Genomic DNA, 21553 nt, shown 5'->3' with positions numbered 1-21553 from the left:
ATGTTGGACGTGTGACATAATTCAGGTGGGGTTTGGGCGGTCGCGTTGGAGTTTCACGAGGGGGAATGCGCGAAATGGCGTCTGACGTGTTGGAGAATTTTGTCATGCCTGTCGGGGGTATCGGGGGGATCTGTACAGAACATTGTACAGATCGGCGGGTGCGACAAAAAGGTGCGGTAACCCCTAAGCGGCTTTGGGCTTGGGCCCGCGCTTGCCGGGCGCGAGCGTGAGCCCTGTACGCGCCTCCATATCCTCGAGCCATTCGCGCGAGCCGACCGGGCGCCCGACGCTCTCGGCCTTGCGGAGCGCCGCATAGGCCATCGCTTCATTAAAGGGTTCGCCGAGAAAGGCGGCGAAATCGCCGACGCGTTCGAGGGCCGGGGCGACGGTGACGACATGGTCGTCTTCGCCGGAGAGATGCGCCCTGGTGCTCGACCAGCGCCAGTCCTCGGCCCGCTCGATCAGCCGCGCGCGGACCGGGTTGAGCGCGACATAGCGCAGCGCACTGACGAAATGCGTCTCGTCCATCGCGACCGAGCTGAAGCGGCCCTACCACAGATGCCCGGTCACCCGCATCCGCGCGTTGATATAGCCGGTGTAATGGCGGTGAACGTAGCGAAAGGCGCGGCTCAGCCCTTCTTCGTCGCGCGGCACGGCGACGATGTGAACGTGGTTGGGCATCAGGCAATAGGACCAGATCTCCACCCCTGCCCGGCCGGCGGCATCCGCCAGCAGGTCGAGATACAGCTCATAGTCGCCGTCCTCGAAGAACACCTTCTCGCGCCGGTTGCCGCGCTGGGTCACGTGGTGCGGGATGCCGGGGAGGACGATGCGCGGGAGGCGGGCCACGGTGGGGAGGTTAGCGGGTGAAGGTACGGGAGAAAAGGGGTTATTGCACGTGTCACCGTAATTGTACCGGGTGTCGAGGGGGATTGTACAGAAGGTCGTACATATGTGCTCTGGTGCTCATTCTAATTGAGCAATCAGTATTTATTGAACTTTCGTAAATTCAATTACAAGATATTACCACCTCAAGCAATATTTCTAGAAAAATCGGCCCGCCATCTCCTGATTGCTGTATTTTAAGTCTGTCCAATGCATAAGCCATGGCAACGGTAGCTCCAGTTCTGTAAAGATCTAGATCCCTATCGTCATTCGCAGCGCACGTTTCGGTTCTTGTCTGTCCGTCGTCACAAATATACTCGAAGTCTTTGACAGAATCTTCGTCAGCGTCCTGACCCGCAACATACATCTGCTGAATAGTACCTGTATAAATACGGACTTCAATCCTCCCTTGATCAACGCTCTCCCACCATTCCTTCGATCCAAAGAGCCCGTTCTCTCCACTCAAGCCCATATTTGGCCTGGAGGTGTCCTGAGTTAGCGCCTGCGCCTTGGCTACGCGTTGCGGATTTGCAGCCAAATCCTCCCTCAGTTCGTAAATTAACTTTCCGGGTACGGCATCAATATACATTTACACCATCCTTATCTCAGGCGCTTGAATCCGACCAAGTTTCTATTAAAAATATCCAACGCCGTGCCTTTGCCAAGCTGGGTATTCATAACGCCAAAACCATCGTTTATTCTCGGATTATCGAGACCTTCGACTTTGAATCTCGCATTGGTCTTATTCCATGGCCCAGTTCTTGTGGACATGCCCGGAAATTCAGCCGCCGCCGGGCCGTTAGCTGCGATACCGATCTCCTGCAACTGCGCCGAAGTACCCGGCTTAGTCGTGAGACGCACGAGTGTCCCCTTGAATTTCGTAGAGTACGCTTCCAGCGGCGCTAAGGAAGTTTCGCCCGTACCCACAAGCTCTCCGCTTTCGGCTAACGTCCTGTAATGGCTGTCCTTCATAGCGCGATAGAAAATCTCATTACCATGGGCATCAAACTCCAGAACCGGGCTAAGAGGATTTGTAGCGCGTGTAACCGGGACGCCAATTTCTGCAACTTCGGTCGCCGCAGCACCACCTGCGGCAACAGGTGACTGCAAGCGTGTCTCGCTAGCCCGCACCGCGCTCGCGGACTGGCCACCATTGGCGACCGCGCGCACGTCTTCGGCCACTTGCACCGGCACCCTGGCAGCGCTGGACACCTCGTTGGCGGCGCGCCCGGCGCTCGACGCCTCGTTGACGGCGCGCCCGGCACTGACGACGTCCTCATTACGGGCGACGGCCCGCAATCCGTCCATCGCTGGGGCGGCGTCCCCCGCAATGCCGCCAGCTGCGGAAATCTCCCGGCCCGCATTAAGCAAATCGCCACCGAGAGAGAGCGCCTTCGCTTCATCCAGTATAGGAACCACAGCCGAGATAACATTCAATCCGACTTTAGTGCCCTCGGCTGCTCCTCGCTCGATCCTCACCGGGTCGCCACTATTGATGTCCGCCGAAATGGAATTGTATTTTGCAACCGCCTTGTCGGCTAGATACAAAGGGCGATCCGAGTTCACCGGATCAATTGCATCGATTACCATGTGCAATGTGGCCCTGCCACCGTTGCGTTCAGCGTATGCCGCGAGCCCGGTGGCCCCAAGCACTAAACTTCCTGGAAGGTGCGATAGACTATTTACTGTCTCTCCGGCCCATTCCAGCGCACCGCCTTCCATGCCTCGCATCAATGCTGCTGTCTTGTGATAACCAAGATAATCAGCGCCCCTCGCAACAATGTTACTAGAGATTATGACCTTTTCTGCGAAACGCGCGGCCGGTTTAATGTACGCGTCCGTGAACTCTCCAGCTTTATTATAGCCATAAGTTGCATATCTGTTAATTGCATCATACGGATGGTAGTAATCATACTCCACCTTCTCCAGATAGGTCATCTTCTTTGCGGTGACTACTATGTCGTCGTCCGGAGAGTATTGGTTGTGGACCCACACCCCGTTTTTACCGATAAAATAACTGTGATCCTGGTCGACCGAGAAATTGTATACAGTATTCAAGCCTTTTCCAGGATCGCTCGATATTACTTCTGCGGTAGATCCGTCGATTAAGCAGAGCGTGTCGCCCAGCTCGAGCTTCCGCGCCGGCGTCCAGCCTTTCTCCGGCACAAAGAAAGGGTGCTCATTCGTAGCGATGAAGCTCTCAGTCGCGCCTCGGGCATCAGATACAATTATCTCACGCGTTGAGCGATGGTCGTACTTGAACAACTCAATGACTTTTCGACGATGGATTTGAGTATCATTACCCTGATCATCGCGCGCAAAAACCCAGTCTCCGACCTTTATTTCTTCGATAGGAACCAATCCATGCACAGTGTGGATTAACGTCCCGGCGATAAAGCATGCCCCGCCTATTGAAGCTACGTTATCAGCCACCAGATTCCCGATGGTCGCACCTATTACATCCGGCAATGTGGCAACGATATTGTCCCCGAAATTTGATCCGTTGATGATGCTGCGCATTGCGGCCCCGGCAATAGAGCCGGCGGCTCCTGAGAGCGCCTGGTTCGCATAGAAGCCAAAGTCTCGCGGGGTGGCGCGGCTGATTTGCGAGCTTTCAGTTCCAATGTGGTTGGCAGCGAGCGTTCGGTTGGCGACACCTACCGCGCCACTTACGGCGCCCGCGACCGCAACGCTGGCCCAATCGAACTTCGGCTGCAATTTGGTCGCGACCGCGATTCCTTGCGTGGCCACGTTGGTTACAACACCCTTAGCGACGTCAGTCACCAAATGGCTACCCAGCAGAACCGATTTGCCGAAAACTGAGCCCACGCCGCCGCCGACCGCGCCTGATAGTGCGCCCAGCGCTACTCCCTTCCAGCTGAACTTATCCTGGATTCCTGTAGCTACACCGAAACCCTGACTAACAATCGAACCTGCGGCACCCGCTATCGCGCCACCGATCACAGCGGCGCCAATGGCCGCGATGCTTCCTGCGGCAGCAGCTGTACCTCCAAGAACCGCGGTCAAGCCTGTCGCGGCGGTAACTAGGGCACCGTCTGCCCCGAACACCGCAGGCGCGCCGATGATCGCTGGCCCGGCAATAGCTGCAACCGCTACGGCAATAACAACCATCAGGATCATGCCAAGCACGCCGCAATTCTTCGCCTTCTTCGGCGGCGCGGCGGCAGTCGGCGACAGATCGCCAGCGGCCTCGACGGGATTGTACGGCCGGAACGTCGAGCTCGAGTTATGCGTGTTCTGGACGTTGTTCGGCACGATCAGGCTCATGCCGGCCGGCAGCGTCTCGGAGCCGGTCAGGCCATTGGCGCTGGCGAGCAGGTACCAGAGGCTCTGGTCGCCCCACAAAGCGGAGGCGATGGAGGTCAGCGTGTCGCCGGTATTGACTGTATAGCGGCTCGATGCCTGGCCATAATTGAGGCCGTTGATCGGATCATAGCTCTGGTCGAAATCGGCATAAGGGCTGCTGTTCGCCGAGCCGTTCGCGAACGGGCCGGTGCCCGGGGTGGCGACGCGCTGTGCATTGGCCGTGACATAATCGACATTGCTCGTGCCGTTGTTCGAGATGTCGCCGAGGCGCTGGCCGTTGAAGTAATAATGCAGTTCGCGCGGATCTCCGGTGCCCAGGCTATCGGCCTCGTCGCGGCTCAGGACCTGCCCTTCGGCATTGTTGACGAAGCTTACCGTGCGGCTGCGGCCATCCTGGATGTAGACCGACTGGAGATGGCCGGCATCGTCATAATAATAGCTCGAATTATTGGTCGTGCCCGGCGAGGAGAGATCGGGGGTGAAGGTGACGTGGCTCGTCTCGGCCCCGTCCCACCAGGTGAGCGTCGTCTTGGTGTCGGTGGTCGGCTGCGAGACTGAGTTCTTGGTGGTGGTGGTGCGGCTGTGCACGACCGAGCCGCCCTGATAGGTGCCGGTCCACATGCCCGAGCCGGCATAGGTTTCCGCTCGGTAATTATTGGTCGTGGTCGAGACAAAAGTATCGCTGCCGCGGACGGTGCTGGTCGTCTGGCTGGTCAGCTCATTCAGATAGTCATAGGTCAGGGAGGTCGCGCTGTAGCCCGGAGAGGAATAGCTGGTGGTGCGGCCAAGCGCGTCGCGGGTATAGGTGCCAGTGGTGACGGGGGATCCCATCGGCCCGGCGGTGATGGTCTGACCACCGGAAACGGCGCCCTCCGTCGCGGAGGTCACCCCCATCAGCTGGCCGTCATCGCGATAGGTGTAGGTGTCCTGATAGCCTCCTTGGTACGTCGCCGTCGCGGCGGTATAGATCGTGGTATCGTCTCCACTATCCATGTCATCCGTGTACCAGTAATAGCCGGTGTCGCCCTTCATATGGGCCCTGAACCCGGACCAGTTCATCGTCGTTGTTCCGGTCACGGTCGACCGCCTGCCGGCGTTGTCATAGGTGATGTTCAGGCCAGTGGCGCCACGGGTGATCGCGCCTGTGGTTCCGCGGGTGCCGGTGAAGGTGCCCATCGTCGTCGTGAACCGGTCCATGCTGTCATAGAGGTACCAGTAATCCTGGTTCGTCGCCGTCGTGCCGACATTGCCCTGGGCATCGATCGCGCGGTAGCTCGCCGCCATGTGCCGCACATTGCCGACCGCATCATATTCATAGGCGATCGACGCCGGCGCCGATCCGCTCGCACCGGTGTCAGTGAAGCTCACCATCCGGTTCATCGCGTCCCAGGTGACTGTCGCGTCCTGGTAGGAGGTCGTGTAGTTATAGGAGATGTCGTTATAATAATCATACCAGTTGCCGGTGACGGCGTGACTTTCGCGGATACGGTTGCCGTCCACATCGTAGGAATACTGGGACGTCGCGCTTTCGCCCGACCAGCCATCATTGGTGCCGGTCACCATCTTCGCGATCCGGCCGCTGTTGTAATAGGTGTAGACGATGTTCTCGCCGGCGCTGCTGGTCTGGCCAGTCAGATGTCCCGCGTAGTCGAAAGTGTAATTGAAGACATGCAAGCCATAGTCGGTACGGGTCAGCACCCGGCCGAAATAATCGTCATTCTCGCTTGCCGGCAGGCCGGCGGTGTTGACGGTCGTCTTGGTCCAGTAGCCGGCGCCGCTATTGGCGGTCCAGACGTAGCTGGTGCCGGTCGTCACCGCGTCAGCAGACCCGGATGATGTCACCTGCAAGGTGATGCGGCCCTGGCCGTCATAATTGGTCAGATCCTTTACCCCGGATCCGAACTGACTGTTCCAATGCTGGGTGCGCTGGCCGAGCTCGTCATAGGCATAATAATCGGTGAGGAGGCCGGCGCGGTGGGCGACGCTCTTCAACTGGTTGAGCGAATCATAGGTTCGTGTCTCGAGATGCGTACCGGTGTTGCCATATTCGTCGCCGATCGTGCGGGCGTTGCCGAACACGTCATAGGTGGTCTGAACGCTATAGCTGTCGGCATGGGTGGCGACCGTGACCAGCGCCGCGTCATCGCCGTGTCCGGTGCCCGCGAGGAGCGTGCGTCGGGTCACATGGCCGTTCGCATCGGACACAGCGAGGAGCCGGCCGGAGATGTCGTAATAGTCGTTTTCAGTCGGCCGCGCCGCACTGTTGATCCCGCCATTTTCGGCAGTGACGGAAACAGTCGGGCTCTGCTTCTGGATGACCCGGCCCATGGTGTTGTAGGTGTATAGCGTTTTTTCAGCGTCCCGGATCGCCGTGCTTTGCTGGGTGTACCGGGCGTCAAGCTGCCAGGCGACCTCGCCGAACGCATTGTAGCCGCGCTGGTGGCTGACCAGCGCGGTATCGAAGACGGCGGGGTTGGAAATATTGGGATTGATTTCGCGGAACGGTTCGCGAGATTCGACATCCTGATTGCGCTTGTCGAACACCTCGATGGTGACGATCGCGCCCGTTACCGCGTGGCTGCCGGCAGTCCATGCGTTGGTGTTGGTGACGAGATTCAAGGCGGCGTCGAGCGTGTAGGTCGCGAGGTTGACGGTACCCGATGAGGCGATCGTCAGCGTGGCATTGCCGTTCTTGTCGTAAAGAAAGATGCGTGTGCTGCCATCGCCCGTGTTCGAGCGCCAGGCATGGCCATTCGCATCATAGTCGAAGGTTTCCTGCCACTGGCCGTTCATGCCCTTGGCGGCGACATCACCATAAGCGTTGTAGCTGACCTGATTGGTGTCGGCGTCGAAAATCCAGGTCGAGGCGCCGATCGCCTTGTGCGCTACGGTCTGGTAGACCAGCCGCCCCGCCGCATCGTAGCGATAGTTGATCACTTCGCTGAACGCGCTGCCGCTGCCCGGCGTGCGGGTATAGGCATCGCCGATCGTGTTGCCGGCTGCGTCATAGGAGTAAGTGTGCGTTGTCGCCTCTGGCTGACCATAGCCGCGGGTACTGGTCAGGAGCCGGCCGCCTGCGCCATAGGTGTTGAACGTCACTTCGCTCGCGCCGCCGGAATGGCCGAACGCATCGTCCACCGTGATCTTCACGACATTGTTCAGCCCATCATAGGCATAAGTCGTGCGCTTGCTGACCATATTGGTCGGGCCGGTCTGGTCGGCGTGCTGGGGATCGATCTCGGTCAGCGTGCGGCCGATCCCGTCATAGGTGTACGTCGTGATATCGCCATTGGCTTCCTGCTTGCTCAGCACCTCGCCCAGGCCGTTATAGGCGTAGACGATCTGCGAGCTCTGCGAAGAGGTGGTGGGCGTCCCCGAGGTCGAGGTCAGCGTGATGACGTTCAGACGGGTTTCGGTCAGGCGTCGGGCAGCCGCATCATAGGTGAAGGTCGTCGTGCGATCATTGGTCGCATCGGTGCCGGCCCAGCCTTGCAGGGTGACAACCGAGGTGCTCGCGGCGACGGTATGGGCCGCCGGATCAATCCGGGTCGCATAGCGGGTTTCGCTCGTGGCATTACCGTTGGCGTCGCGGACCCAGACAGTGAGGTAATTCTCCTGGTCCACCTGAGCCGTCATCTGGCCAAGTGCGTTATAGTAGGACCAGACCTTCCCGCCGCGGGCATCGGTCTGGAGGGTGACATTGCCGGCGGCATCATAGGCGACCAGCGAGGCGGCCGCATCGGTGGTGATGACGTAGTTGGTGCCGTCGAACGATCCCATCTTGATCGCAGCGCCAGTGGTCGAGATCAGCCGATTGTTCTTGTCATACTCATAGGTGGTCGTGCGGTAATTGGCGGCGTTGACCGGTGACGGCGGCGTGCCGCCGCCGGTAGTGGGCAGCGTCGTCAGCAGATCGCCATAGACGGTTGCGGTGTGGACATTGCCATTGGCGTCATAGGTCCAGCCGGTGAGCATGCCGAGCGGGCTGACCTGGGCGATCTTGCGATCGAGATGATCATAATAGGTCCAGGTCGCAGCGCCGTTCGCGTCGACCGACTTGATGACATTGCCGCGCAGATCATAGCTCAGACCCTCGGTCGGCACGTAATTCGTTGTCGTTGTCGACAGATCGCCCGAGACGATCGTGACCGCGTCGTGGGTGGTCAGGGTGAGCCGATCCGCCAGATCATAGGTGTAGGTCGTGGTGCGCTGCTGCCCGGAGACACCGCTCGCCTCGACCATGGTCAGGCGGTTGCCGCGCGCGTCATAGGTGTAGACATTGGCGATATAGGTCGTGCCGGTCGCATAGACCGGCAGCGTCTCGCTCAGCAGCAGGCCGCGCTTGTCGAAGGTGTTGGTGGTGGTGCCGTTTACGGATGCGGTCTGCAGCTTGTTGGTGACCGAGGTCCGGTCGCCAAAGGCGTTATAGCCATAGCTCTCCTTGATGTTGTTGGCGCTGTTGGCGTCTGTCGTCTGCGTGGTCGAGGTGACGCGATCCAGCAGGTCATAGCCAAAGCTCGACACAGCATCATGGGCGGCATCGGCCGCAGTGACGTTGGGCAGATTCGTGGCGCTGGGCGTCCCCGTCCAGGTCGCATGCGTGACATAGCGCGTGACCGTGTCGGTCTTGCCGGTGAAGGTGTAGGTGGTTTTGGTCTCGTAGCCCTCCGGATCGATCTGCCGCGAGAGCTGATTGCGCAGATCATAATAGAAATAGCCGGTATTGTTCCGCGGATCGATCACCTTCACCAGATTGCCGAACGCGTCATAGCTGTTGTAGGTGACCGCGTTGACACCCGTGTCGAGCGGCACGGTGACGCTCAGAACATTGCCGAGCGCGTCATAGGTTCGGGTGGTCGTGTTGTTGCGGCCGTCCTGGACGGTCAGCAGATTGCCGAGCGCGTCATAGCCGTAGGTGGTGGTGGTCACCTCACTCTGGCCAAAGGCGCGGGTGACCGTATGCACACGGCCAAGCTCGTCATAGCTCTGGTCAGTGACGCTCGCATCGGCCGTTCCGTACGCGACCGTGGTTCGCGTCGCCTGGCCAAGCTGGTTGAGGACCATCACCGTGCGGACATTCATCGGGTCCACCGTCTCGGTGAGGCGCCCGGCGCTGTCATAGATGAACTGGGTGGTTGCTGCGGGCTTGGTCGGGGTGACGGCGACATAGCTGATCGCCTGCGCAAGCGTCGTCCCGTTGGCAAAGGCGGTAAAGGTGCTCGACCCGGTTGTATGCCCGTCAAATTTGTCGGCGTAGCGGATGGTCGACAGCACGCTGCCATCGGCGTTGTAGGTATATTGGGTGACATAGGTCTCGGCATCGACCGAGAAGCGCAGCTGGCCGTTCTGGTCGTAGATGGCGCGCGAGGTGCGGTCGTTGGTGGCGTTGCTGTTGCTCGTCAGCCACGTCGCCATCTGCGCATCGGTGGGATCGCCGGTGGGGGTATAGGGTGCGGCGACGCGCTGCTGCTTGATGACATTGCCAAGCGCGTCATAGGTGTAAGCGGTGACATAGCCGAGCGCGTCGATGGTGTAGCTGCGCTGGCCGTCCGCGTTATAGACGTTGCGGGTAATCGGCGATGCCGCGATTGCAGCCGGGGACATCGCCGTGATCTGCGCCTGCACTGAGGCGATCGTGTAGGTCGAGAGCGTAACCGCAGCCGAATAGGCGACCGATCGGATCGCGTTGCCGGCGACGTCATAATCATATTCGGTCAGGAAATTGCGGGCATCGATGCTGTAGCGAAGCTGACCATCGGCGTCATAGACCGAATGGGTGATCTCGTCTCCGCTCGTCGAGCCGACGAGCAGGGCAATGGCACTGACGCTCGCGACGATCGGGAGCGAGCCGAGCGAGATCGGGGTCGCATAGGCGCGGCTGAGGATGACGTGGCCGTCATTGTCATAGCTGTTCTGGGTGACATCCCCCAACGCATCGACGGTGTAGACCAGGCGATCGAGCTTGTCATAGGCGTAGCGCGTGACCGGGCGCGGATCGCCCGTATTGGGCGGCGGCGCCTGGACCGCGGCGAGGTTGCCGCGCTTGTCATAGTAATAGTTGGTGGTGTGGTTGAGCGCGTCGGTCGAGCTCGAAACCCGCCCGTCGCGGTAATAGGTCTTGGTGGTGGCGTGGTTCTCGGGGTCAGTGAGCGTCAGGACACGGCCGAACGCATCATAAAGGTTGTAGTTGGTGGTGATCGCCTTGCCGCCACCTGCTGAATCCACCACCTGCGTCTTCAGCAGACCGCGACGATCATAGATGCGCGTCGTCTGGATCGTGGTTCCGGTGTTGAGCGGATCGGTCTCGCTCGTGACATCGCCAAAGGCGTCATAGCCAAAATTGGTCACCGCATTCAGGGCATCGGTCTTCGCGCTGACGGTGCCGTTGGCGTTGAAGGCGAGATGGGTCTTGGAATCGAGCGCGCTGTTGGCCAGCGCCGTGACCGCAGCGGCGATGCTCGACGCAGCGCCCCCGGTCAGGCCCGACAGGCTGATCCGGCTCGCATAGCGGATCGTGTCGCTGAGTTCCCCGAACGCATCATAGCGATACTCGGTGACCTCGCCGAGCGGCGCGATCGTGTACGCCAGCGTGCCGTCATTATTGTAATAATTATAGCTGACATTTGTCCGGGCATCAGTGACCTTCACCGCTTCGCCGAAGCCATTATACTGATAATGGACGACCCCTGTCGTGAGGGCGTCGGTCCGGGTGATGACCCGGCCAAGATGGTCATGGTCGTAGGTGGTGACGGCCCCGTTCGGGTCAGTTGAGGTCAGGGCGTTACCGAGGCCGTCATAGGCGGACGAGGTCGTCGTCTGCTCGGTGGTGCCATAGGCGTCATATTGCGTGGTCTTCCGACCGGCATTGTCATAATCGAATTTGGTCTGGACCTGATCTGCGGTGCCGTATGCCTGATAGACCGAATCCAGCGTGCCGTTGTGGTTGTAGGCATATTTGGTGACGACCAGTTCGCCATCGGTGGTCGTGTCGACGCGGCCGTCATTGTCATAGGTGGTCGAGGTGGTGGTGGAGGCACCGGTCGCGAGGGTCGCGACATTGGCGATGGTCGTGCTGTCGGTCGTGACGATCGCTGTATCCCAGCGAACATTGGTGGTCGCGCGGCCTTCAGCGTCATAGTCGATCCGGGTGACATAGCCTTCGGCATCGACTGTGTAGCGCAGCTCACCCCGCGCCGAGTAATAGTTGCGGGTGATGCGGTCGCCGGTGGCGCTGGTGTTGGCGTTGGCGGTCTGCCACGACGTCATGGTCGCAAGATCGGGCAGCGTCGTCGTCGCGCGTAGCGTCGCGAACTGGACGGTCTTGATGAGGTTGCCGAGCGTGTCGTAGCTATAGCCCGTCACCGCGCCGATGGCGTTGATGGAATAGGCAAGCCGGCCGGCGGTATCATAGACCGCCCAGCTCTTGCGGTTGCTGGTATCGCCGGCGAGGGCGGCGACCGCTGTCTTGACGGTCGCGAGCTTATAGTCGCTCAGCGCGCTGATCGTGCCGGCATATTGGATCGTCTCGCGCAGCACGCTTGCCTGTTCGGCGATGCCGGAATCATAGATATATTCAGTGACGTGGTTCAGCGCATCGATCTGGAAGCGGAGATGGCTCTGGCCGTCATAGACGTAGCGCGTCGTCCGGTCGCTCGTCGAGGCAAGCGAAGTGATGAGAGCGGCGAAAGTGCCAGAGGCGCGCAAGCCGGACGTCGTGGCAGTCGCAAACGCGGTCTGGGCAATCTTCCGTCCGACATTGTCATAGGTGAAGCTGGTGAGGTAGCCCTCGCCATCGAGCACCCCGATCAGCAGGCCGGTCTTGTCGTAGAAGTTGCGCGCGACGCTGTCGTGCGCGCTGTCGGCGGCCGGCAGAACTGCGCTGGTTGGCAGCGTCGTCTTGATATTGCTGATCTGAGTGGGTGTCAGCTTGGTGGCATAGCGGATCGTGCCGATGAGCCGGCTCGAGGCGTCATATTGATAGGTGGTGACGTCGCCGGCGCCGTCGATCGTCTCGATGACGCGGCTGTCGGCATCATAGACGTTCCAGGTCCACAGATCAGTCGAGGTCGCGGTGGGCCGCAGCGTCGACATCTCCATGTTGAAATCGACATTCGCAAGATTGGCGAGCTGCGATGCGACGTCATTGGTGTAGCGCACGGTCGCGACCAGCCGGTCGTCAGCGTCATATTTATATTCGATCAAATTGCCGTAATGATCGACATCGGCGATCTTCCGGCCGGTCTTGTCATAGACGATATAGCTTTTGTGGCCGGTTGCATCAGTGGCGATGCGCAACTGGCCGCGCTTGTCATACTCGTAATAAGCGGTGCCGCCGGTCACATTGCTGCCGGACTCGCCGAACGAGACCAGCTCTCCCGCCTTGTTGTAGACCGAGGTCTGGGTGAGGCCGCTGGCGAGGGTGACCACCGTGGTCATCGTGGAATCGTAGAATGCGATGCTGGTTGTGCCGCCGTTCAGATCGGTGGACGCCTTGATCCGTCCCATGCCGTCATAGACGAAGGTCTCGGGATTGAAGCCGCTCGCGGTACGTTTGACCAGCTGGCCGGCCTGGTCGTAGACATAGCTGGTCAAGGCATAGGGCTGGGTGGTGTCGCCACCGCCGGCAGAATTGGCGCTGCTCGTCGTGCGGATCGATGAAACATTCCCGCGGAGATCATACTGATAGTTTGTGGTGACAGTGTTGACCTTCGTCGCCATCGAACCCAGGAAGGAGCTTACTTGCGCAGTCGTTATGACATCAGTGGGAGTCAGGCCACTTACATCGTAAAATGCATCATTATATTGCTTTTCCATCAGTATTTTGTCGGTCAGCACACCATTGATCGTAGCGTACTGGTACACAGTCACCCTACCCTCGGCATCAATCTTCGATGATAAGGTATTGCCATTATAAGTATAACGCGTGGTGTGGTTCGCGCCCGCGGAGCCTGCATCGGATCCGCTACGCGTCTCCGTCAGCATCTCGTTCAGCGAGCCGTAGGTGCGGCTGACGGTATTGCCGAGGCCGTCTTCCGAGAACATGAGATTGCCCGAGCTATCATAGGTAGATGACGAGGCTATACCGAGCGCGTCTAAAACGGTGATGGAAAGAACAACCCCGTCTTCGACACTATAGCCAAACTGAACAACCTGAGGGGCCGCACCGCTATACGCTGGCGGCGAGGTGATTTTCTTCAGCGATCCGTCGGCGTTATATTCAAGCGTCGTGACCTGGTTGAGAGAGTCGGTAATCGTCGTCGAACCCGCGCCGTAGGCGATCCCCGTCACGCGCGTGGCAGCGCCCGTGACCGTCTGGGTCAGCGAATCGACCCGGCCCGAGCTGTCATAGTGAATCGCGAGCGAAGACCCGTCGGTCTCGCTGATCGATGCCACACGCGTCGACGTGCCGTCATAGGTATAGGTGGTGACATAAGTCGCGCCATCACTGACGCTGTTGTCTTCAGGTGTCAGGTCGATCGTGACACTGGTCAGCCGGTTGGAGGTGTCATAGCCATAGCGCGTGCGGGTGAGCGTCTTCGCGGTGCTGGTGACAAGATCGGTATAGCCGGTGACGATCTGGGTGATGTTGCTGCCCGACCAGCTATATTGCTCATAGCTGCCGTCCTGCGTCGTCACCTGGGTCAGGTTCGCGCCCGTATAGGTGAAGGTCAGCGCCACCCCGATCGCATTGGCTGCCTGGGTGATCCGCCAGTTGTCGGTGCCGTAGGCGCTATAGGTCTCGGTGGATCGCGTATTGCCGTCAGTCCAGGTCCACACCCCGCTCGCATTGACCAGCTTGTCATGGGCGCCGGCACCGTCCGTCGCGACATATGCCGAGATGGCCGCGTTCCAGCTGTAGGTGATGTCGGAGCCGTCGCCCGAGGTCCGCTTGATCGTGCTGCCGGCCGTGTTGAGCGTGCCGGTCAGCCCGTGCACGGCGCGCGTCGTGCTCTGGCGCCAATGGTCGCCATTGTCGCCGTCCGACACGCTCTCGATGCTGTTATAGGTCCGGCCGATCGTCGAATCCGGACCCAGCCCGACCAGGAACTCGTCCTGCTGGCTGATCATCAGATTGCCGGTCGCCGCGTTCAGCAGCACCTGCTCCTTGTTGCGCCCGAGCGACCCGGAGCCGAGCAGCCCCGCGCCCCCCAGGACCGAACCCGAACCGCGCTCGAAACCAGCACCGAGACCTGTGAAAATCGCAACCATGGGATCCCCCAATTCAGCCAAGAGGCACCCCGAAGCGATCACATCGCGCTGCACCTCGATCTGTGATCAGGAGAATGTGAGGATTGTTTAGCGCTATTTTTTAATAGCCTACACTTTTTTGCCCGCGATGATGCGACCCCCACGGTTCGGCCGGACTCAAGATCGTACTGACTGCAATGTAACTCCACACCGTCGCGGTTCCGCCCGCCCAGGCTCACGAGCAGACATACGCCGAAGGCATGCTCTTCTGCTTGCCGTCGAAGCATAGTTCCGGTGCCAGGATTTGCCGCCAGCTGGCATCACGAGCAGAAACTGGCAATTGCTTTCGGCCAGTTTGCAGGCTTCGGTCTGCGGCCTGATGTTGCGACCTTTGTTTCCAAGCGACGAGCTGGCTTCAGCGTGCAGCACCAGGCGAAAGCTTGTATGGCGCGGGGAATTTACCTTCCTGAATCAAGCGATAGATCATCGACTTCCTCAGGCGCGCGCGACGTTTCACCTCGTCGAGGTTCAGAAAGCCTTCTGGCCTCAACCCGGTGCTCATTTTGTACTGGAACGGGCGCGGGCATAGGCAGCTTGAAACACGTCAGACCTACCGGCGCGAGCATGGAATGGAACCCGATAATCGGTACCTGACGGCCACAATGGAACGGAGTTCAGAAGCGCCGCGAGGCGCTTTGCGGCTCGCGCGAAGGGCGTGTTGAAATTACCCGCATCACCGCGCGTCAACTCTCGTCATCGACAAAGCGGCGAGAACCATGACGCCGGCCGCAAATGCCATCGTCCAGATCGGCTCGGTCGGGAACCACGCCTTCATGATCGAACCCATCACCGTCGCCACCAGCAACTGCGGAACCACGACGAAAACATTGAACAATCCCATATAGATGCCGAGCTTTCGCTGCGGCAGGCTGGAAGCGAGAATGGCATAGGGCATGGCGAGGATCGACGCCCACGCAATGCCGATGCCGATCTCGCTGAAGCGCAGCATGGCGGGGTCGCGGATGAAGAAGAAACTGGCATAGCCGGCAGCGCCGCACAGCAGCCCAACGACATGGGTATGGCTCTTGCCGATCCGTGCCGACAGCCATGGCAGCAGGGTCAGTGCGGCGACGGCGGCGACGCCGTTATAGATCGCGAACAGCTCGTCGACATGGTTGCCGGCCGCCTGATAGGCGGCGCTCGTCGCCTCGGTCGTGCCGAAGGCATATTGCGCGACCACCGGCGTTGTGTTGATCCACATGATGAACAGCGCCGACCAGCTGAAGAACTGCACCAAGGCGAGCCGTTTCATCAGCGCCGGCATGCCCGAAAAGTCGCCGACGATATGGCCGAGGATCGAGGGTTTGCCGCCGCGCCGCGCCGCGCCGGTCGCCACCAGGCTGGCCACGCCATAAGCGACCAGCAAGCCGCCGAGCAGATAGACCTCTTTCTCGAGACCCATGGCCCCGACCGCGAGCATGACGAGCGCACCCGCGCCGATCCACACCAGGTTGCCGGCCGGATCGCGCTGTGCGAGCAGGCGCAGCGTCTCCTCGTCATCGTCAGTCTCGATACCGTCGAAGCTGGACATCTCGTCGGGCGAATATTCACGCGTGGTCAGCACCGTCCACAGCACTGAAAGGAACAGCGCCGCGCCGCCGAACCAGAAGGCGAAACGCACCGTATCCGGCACCACGCCCGGCGGCGCGGTGTTGGCCACGCCGAAATGATCGAGCAGTTTGGGGAAGATCGAACCGATCACCGCGCCGGCGCCGATGAAGGCGGTCTGCACGGCATAGCCGACACTGTGCTGGTCTTTGCGCAGCATGTCGCCGACAAAGGCGCGGAACGGCTCCATCGAGACGTTGAGCGAAGCGTCGAGAATCCACAGCATCATTGCGGCGAAAAGCAGTTGCGGCGCGAGCGGCATGACGAGCAACGCGGTCGTGGCGAGGATCGCCCCGGTCAGGAAATAAGGCCTGCGCCGCCCGAGCCGGCCGAGCCATGTCCGGTCGGACAGATGGCCGATAATGGGTTGCACCAGCAGCCCGGTCAGCGGCGCAGCGACCCACAAAGCGGGCAGGTCGTCGAGACTGCTGCCGAGGGTCTGAAAGATCCGGCTCATATTCGCATTCTGCAATGCAAAGCCGACCTGGATTCCGAAGAATCCGAACGAGATATTCCACAGTCCTGCAAGCGACTGGCGCGGCCGTTCGTTCATTGAACCCTCTCACGTGCGTACTCACGCGCGAGCGTGGCAGCGCGATTTGCCTCCCGCAAGCTGGCCGGTCAGGTCGTGCCGCGTACCATCAGGCGGGGCGGCAGCAGCGCCGTTTCGGTCGTTTCACCGCGAATGCGGGCGAGCAACGTATCGACCAGCAACTCGCCGGCGCGACGATAATCCTGTGCCACGGTGGTCAGGGGCGGATGGGCCAGACTCGCCGCCGGCAGATCGTCGAATCCGACCACGGCAACGTCGCGCGGCACCTGCAGGCCTCTTTCCTCCAGGGCGCGCATGGCGCCGATCGCGATCAGGTCGCTCGCCGCGAAGATCGCATCGAACGGAATGCCGCGCCCGATCAGGCGCAGCGCTGCGTCGTGCCCAGCCGCCTCGGTAGTGATCGCATCGACCTGAAGCCCGGGGTCCGGGCGGATGCCTTCGGCCGCAAGTGCCGCGCTCAACCCACGATAGCGATCCTCGAATTCGGGATAGTGGCTCGACGCCTCACCGAGAAAGGCGATCCGTCGCCGACCCATGCCGAGCAGGTGGCGTCCGGCATCCTCGCCGCCGCGCAGATTGTCGCAGCCGATCGTCGTCTCGGGCTGCCCGGCACGGACCGAGCCCCAGCGCACGAAATGCGTGCCCTGCCGGGCGAGCTGATCAAGCCGCGCCCGATAATCCTCATAATCGCCATAGCCGAGCAGGATGATGCCGTCCGCCTTGCGGCTGTCCTCATAGTCGACATGCCAATCGTTCGAGAGCTGCTGGAAGGAGGTCAGCAGGTCATACCCCCTGAGCGCGCAGGTCCTGGTGATCGACCCGAGCATCGACAGGAAGAACGGGTTGATCAGCGAATCGTCGGGTGTGGGGTCCTCGAAGAACAGCAGCGCCAGCGTGTTCGATTGGCCGCGCCGCAGCGACGAGGCGTTCTTGTCGACGGTGTAGTTCAGCTGACGGGCAATCGCCTCGACGCGTAGCCGCGTCGCCTCGCTCACCGTGCGGTCGCCACGCAGCGCGCGGCTGACGGTCGGCTGCGACACACCGGCCAGCGCAGCGATATCGAAACTGGTCGGCTTGTCCTGCACCGACATCCGGGCGACCTCCCTCCATCCAGACAGGTGGGACCTTTGCGGCCCTTTCCTGCGTGACTAGCCGGGTTGGACCTCGGGGGGAAGCTACCCGTTCGGCGGGTGTTGGCGTAGTCGAGGCACGACGCAGGCAGAAAGGAGCGATGCGCGATGACGGGGGTGACGACAAACTGGGACATGCACGTCGCGCGTTTCGGCAGCGAGCGACAGCCTGTGGTCGTGATCGACGACTTCGCGCCCGACCCGCGGCGCTTCACCGACGACGCCGCCTTCCTCGCATTCCGTCCGATCGGCGAGCATTATCCCGGTGTCCGCGCGCTCGTCGCGCCAGCGTTGCTCCGCGATCTGCTGGGGGCGCTCGGTCCGGTCGTCGCGGAATCCTTCGGTATTTCGAGCTTCGAGGTGATCGACGCTTTCTACTCGCTCGTCACCACGCCGCCGTGCGAGCTGGCACCGATCCAGCGCTTGCCGCATTTCGACGGGGTCGAGGACGGGCGGCTGGCGCTGCTCCACTATCTTTCGCCAGATCCACGCGGCGGCACCGCCTTCTACCGCCACCGCGCCACCGGCTTCGAGAGCGTCGATGCGGCGCGCCTTGGCGCGTACCGCACCGCGCTCGATGCCGATCTGCGCCGCACCGGCCTGCCCGATCCAGCCTATATCGCCGGCGACACCGAGCTGTTCGAGCAGGTCGCGCGGTTCGACGCCGTGTTCAATCGCGCTATCCTCTACCGCAGCAACACACTGCATTGCGCCGATATTCCCGACGATATGACGATGAGCGCCGACCCCGCTACAGGGCGTCTCACCGTCAACACGTTCCTCGGTGCACGTTAGTTCGCAGCGACTGTCGCAAGATATCACGGGGCGCGAGCGCCCATCCTGAATGCCAAGTGAATACGTATGTGCCTTGCTTCCCACACGGCCATCGCGGCGCCTAATCGAGAGGCAGATCGATCGCGGCAAGCGAGCGGCGGCTGCGCACCAGCGCAAGGGGAGAACCTGAATGAACGTTTCTCGGCACCATCGTGGTTTTTCGACGCGCACCGGGCTTGCGCTACGCGCCAGCGCCATCGCGCTGAGCGGCGTCGTGTCGCTTGTGGGCGCCGATGCAGCCATGGCACAGGACGCCGCCGCGGCGACCCCCGCCGCCGATCCGGACTCGCCCGAGATCGTCGTCACCGGCATCCGGGCCGCGCTCGCCTCCTCGGCGCGGATCAAGCGTGAATCGACGCTGATCGTCGACTCCGTCTCGGCCGAGGACATCGGCAAGCTGCCGGACGTGTCGATCGCCGACTCGCTCGCCCGCCTTCCCGGTGTGACCGCGCAGCGGCTCGAGGGCCGCGACCAGCGCCTGTCGATCCGCGGCCTCGGCCCCGATTTCGGCACCACGCTGCTCAACGGCCGCGAGCAGGTCACGGTCGGCGACAATCGCGGCGTCGAATATGACCAGTATCCGTCGGAATTCTTCAAGAACGTCAATGTCTACAAAACCGCAGACGCGTCGCTGATCGCCTCCGGCATTTCCGGTACTGTCGACCTGCGCATGCTGCGCCCGCTCGATCAGTCGCATCGCGTGCTCTCTCTCGCGGCACGCGGGGAGATGAACGGCCTCAAGTCCCTCAACCCGGATTCTTCGCGTTACGGCTATCGCGCCTCTGCGACCTATGTCGACAAGTTCGCCAATGACACGCTCGGGATCGCGATCGGCGTGTCGGCCTCGCAAAATCCTTCGCAGGACGAACGTTACAACGCCTGGGGCTATGCCGGGAGCGGAACCGCGGCGAGCCCGTTCGTGCTGGGCGGCGCCAAGCCCTATGTGCAGTCGAACCTGCTCAAGCGCTATGGAGCAGTGGGCACGATCGAGTGGCAGCCGAGCGAGAATTTCCACTCTACCTTCGACGCGCTCTATTCGCACTTTCGTGAAACGCAGAAGCTGCGCGGCATCGAATTCCCGCTCGGCTTTTCGGGTCCGACGCAGAGCGGCATCAACGTCTCGGACGGTTTTGCCACCACGACGACGTTCAGCAACGTTCATGCGATCCAGCGCAACGACCTGAACGACCGGCGTGCCGAGAATTTCTCCTTTGGGTGGAACAACGACATCCGCCTCGGCGAAAAACTCAAGCTCAACATCGACGCCAGCTGGTCGCGCGCGACGCGCACCGACTTCCTGCTCGAAACCTATACTGGTGTCGGTTATGGCGGCAGCGGCCCGGGCGACACGGTCACGGTGACGCAGCAGGCCAACGGCCTCTACAAGATCGTGCCGACGCTCAACTATACCGACACCAGCATCTTCAAGCTGACCGATCCGCAGGGTTGGGGCTATAACGGCACGACCCCGGTGGTACAGGCCGGGTTCCTGAACCGCCCAAGCTTCAAGGACGATCTCAAGTCGCTGCGCGCCACGCTCAACGGCGAGATCGATGCGGGCGTGCTCAAGGGATGGGAAGTCGGTGCCAACTATAGCCGCCGCTCCAAGGACAGCGCCTATACCTCCTATTTCCTTTGCCCCAAGGGCGCCGGCACCAACTGCACCGTATCAAGCGGGACCCCGACTTCGGCAGCGATACCCAGCGCGGCGATCCTCAACCGGAACATCCCCCTGGGCTATCTCGGCGTGCCCGCGGTGCTCGCGCTCGATCCGATGTACCTTTACAACAACGCCTATAACGCCGTGTTCGACAACCGCCCCGGTTCGCTTGTACGCGACAACAATGTGACGGAAGACGTCTATACCGGCTATGCCAAGCTGATCATCAATGGCGAGCTGGGCGGCAAGAAGCTCAAGGGCTCGCTCGGCCTGCAGGTCATTCGCACGCGCCAGGCCTCGACCGGCACGATCTCCAACTTTAACCCCGCGACCTTCACCGTGACGGTGCTGCCGGCGAGCGGATCCTCAACCTATACCAACTTTCTGCCCAGCGCGACGATGTCAGTCGAGCTGATCCCCGGCGGTTATGTGAAGCTCGGCGCCTCCCAGACCATGGTACGTCCACGCCTTGACCAAGAACGGATCAACCAGGAATTCAGCGTGTCGCCCGGCAATATCGGGAACCCCGGCAACCTCAACAGCCCGTTCAGCTCGAACGGCGGCAATATCAACCTGCGACCCTATCAATCGACCAACATCGACATGTCGTTCGAGAAATACTTCTCCGGCGGCGGCTACGTCGCGCTGGCGGGTTATTTCAAACACCTGACCGACTTCGTCGATCCGAACAACAGCCTGCCGTTCGACTTCACTGCGGCGCTCGGCCAGCTCAGCCCGGCACAGCGCGCGATTGTTGTCGCCAACGGCTGGACGACAGGTCTGTCCAGCGCACCCGCCAATACCGGACGGGGCTATCTGGTCGGGATGGAAGCGACCTTGTCACTGCCCTTCAAGGCCATCTCCCCGGCGCTCGACGGGTTCGGCTTCTTCGGCAGCGGCAGCTATAGTGAGAGTTCGGTCAAGCTGGGGAGCAACCCCACCCAGGCCATTACGCTGCCGGGCCTGTCGAAATATGTCGCCAGCGGCGAAGTCTATTACGAAAAGCACGGCATCCAGCTGCGGGCCAGCTACCGCTATCGCTCGTCCTTCCTCGGCGAAGTCGCCGGCCTGTCGGCTGCACCGACCTATCGCCAGGTGGTGGCTGAAGGCATTCTTGATGCTCAGATCGGCTATGAATTCCAGGTTGGTCCGCTCAAGGGTCTCGCCATCCTGGCCCAGGCCAAGAACCTCACCGACCGGCCGTTCATTACCTATCAGAACAACGATCGCCGCCAAGTGATCGACTATCAGCGCTATGGCCGCGATTATTATCTCGGCCTGACCTACAAGTTCTGACGGAGCCCCCTC

At 61.0% G+C, this 21553-nt stretch carries 9 protein-coding genes; 2 read left to right on the top strand and 7 right to left on the bottom strand.

Going from position 1 to position 21553, the window contains the following annotated elements; translation table 11 throughout:
- Positions 1-183: 183 nt before the first annotated feature.
- From AC1DVS_RS26300 to AC1DVS_RS26270, 7 genes are all read right to left on the bottom strand, one after another.
- Positions 184-528 (bottom strand): hypothetical protein, encoded by a 345-nt coding sequence (locus AC1DVS_RS26300; RefSeq protein ID WP_478027466.1) that lies wholly within the window; start codon positions 526-528, stop codon positions 184-186.
- Positions 529-549: 21 nt separating this feature from the next.
- Positions 550-849, bottom strand: a complete 300-nt coding sequence (locus AC1DVS_RS26295; protein WP_478027465.1) for a transposase — start codon at positions 847-849, stop codon at positions 550-552.
- Between the two features lie 160 nt (positions 850-1009).
- Entirely contained in the window at positions 1010-1474 is a 465-nt protein-coding gene (locus AC1DVS_RS26290) for a hypothetical protein (RefSeq protein ID WP_478027464.1), read from the bottom strand.
- Positions 1475-1485: 11 nt separating this feature from the next.
- Positions 1486-14421: a polymorphic toxin-type HINT domain-containing protein gene (locus AC1DVS_RS26285; RefSeq protein WP_478027463.1), complete on the bottom strand. Its 12936-nt coding sequence runs from the start codon at positions 14419-14421 to the stop codon at positions 1486-1488.
- Positions 14422-14815: 394 nt separating this feature from the next.
- Positions 14816-14962: a helix-turn-helix transcriptional regulator gene (locus AC1DVS_RS26280; protein ID WP_478027462.1), complete on the bottom strand. Its 147-nt coding sequence runs from the start codon at positions 14960-14962 to the stop codon at positions 14816-14818.
- Positions 14963-15133: 171 nt separating this feature from the next.
- Complete coding sequence (locus tag AC1DVS_RS26275) at positions 15134-16621, bottom strand: MFS transporter (RefSeq protein ID WP_478027461.1); 1488 nt, start codon at positions 16619-16621, stop codon at positions 15134-15136.
- Between the two features lie 68 nt (positions 16622-16689).
- A complete protein-coding gene (locus tag AC1DVS_RS26270) occupies positions 16690-17712 on the bottom strand; it encodes a LacI family DNA-binding transcriptional regulator (protein WP_478027460.1) in 1023 nt (340 codons plus the stop codon).
- A gap of 147 nt (positions 17713-17859) precedes the next feature.
- Between AC1DVS_RS26270 and AC1DVS_RS26265 the strand changes: the two genes are divergently transcribed.
- Together AC1DVS_RS26265 and AC1DVS_RS26260 are read left to right on the top strand one after the other, a co-directional pair.
- Complete coding sequence (locus AC1DVS_RS26265) at positions 17860-18546, top strand: DUF6445 family protein (protein WP_478027459.1); 687 nt, start codon at positions 17860-17862, stop codon at positions 18544-18546.
- Positions 18547-18715: 169 nt separating this feature from the next.
- A complete protein-coding gene (locus AC1DVS_RS26260) occupies positions 18716-21541 on the top strand; it encodes a TonB-dependent receptor (RefSeq protein WP_478027458.1) in 2826 nt (941 codons plus the stop codon).
- Positions 21542-21553 lie beyond the last annotated feature (12 nt).

It is taken from the genome of Sphingomonas sp. P3_C5 (assembly GCF_056402635.1).
Note: the sequence above shows the minus strand (reverse complement) of the source record. Positions and strands in the feature narration are given on the sequence as shown.

Bases quoted from the DNA above. Each gene is read 5' to 3' on its own strand.
- AC1DVS_RS26275 (WP_478027461.1), bottom strand. From the start codon at position 16,621: ATGAACGAACGGCCGCGCCAGTCGCTTGCAGGACTGTGGAATATCTCG.
- AC1DVS_RS26290 (WP_478027464.1), bottom strand. From the start codon at position 1,474: ATGTATATTGATGCCGTACCCGGAAAGTTAATTTACGAACTGAGGGAG.
- AC1DVS_RS26270 (WP_478027460.1), bottom strand. From the start codon at position 17,712: ATGTCGGTGCAGGACAAGCCGACCAGTTTCGATATCGCTGCGCTGGCC.
- AC1DVS_RS26285 (WP_478027463.1), bottom strand. From the start codon at position 14,421: ATGGTTGCGATTTTCACAGGTCTCGGTGCTGGTTTCGAGCGCGGTTCG.
- AC1DVS_RS26300 (WP_478027466.1), bottom strand. From the start codon at position 528: ATGGACGAGACGCATTTCGTCAGTGCGCTGCGCTATGTCGCGCTCAAC.
- AC1DVS_RS26260 (WP_478027458.1), top strand. From the start codon at position 18,716: ATGAACGTTTCTCGGCACCATCGTGGTTTTTCGACGCGCACCGGGCTT.
- AC1DVS_RS26280 (WP_478027462.1), bottom strand. From the start codon at position 14,962: ATGAGCACCGGGTTGAGGCCAGAAGGCTTTCTGAACCTCGACGAGGTG.
- AC1DVS_RS26265 (WP_478027459.1), top strand. From the start codon at position 17,860: ATGACGGGGGTGACGACAAACTGGGACATGCACGTCGCGCGTTTCGGC.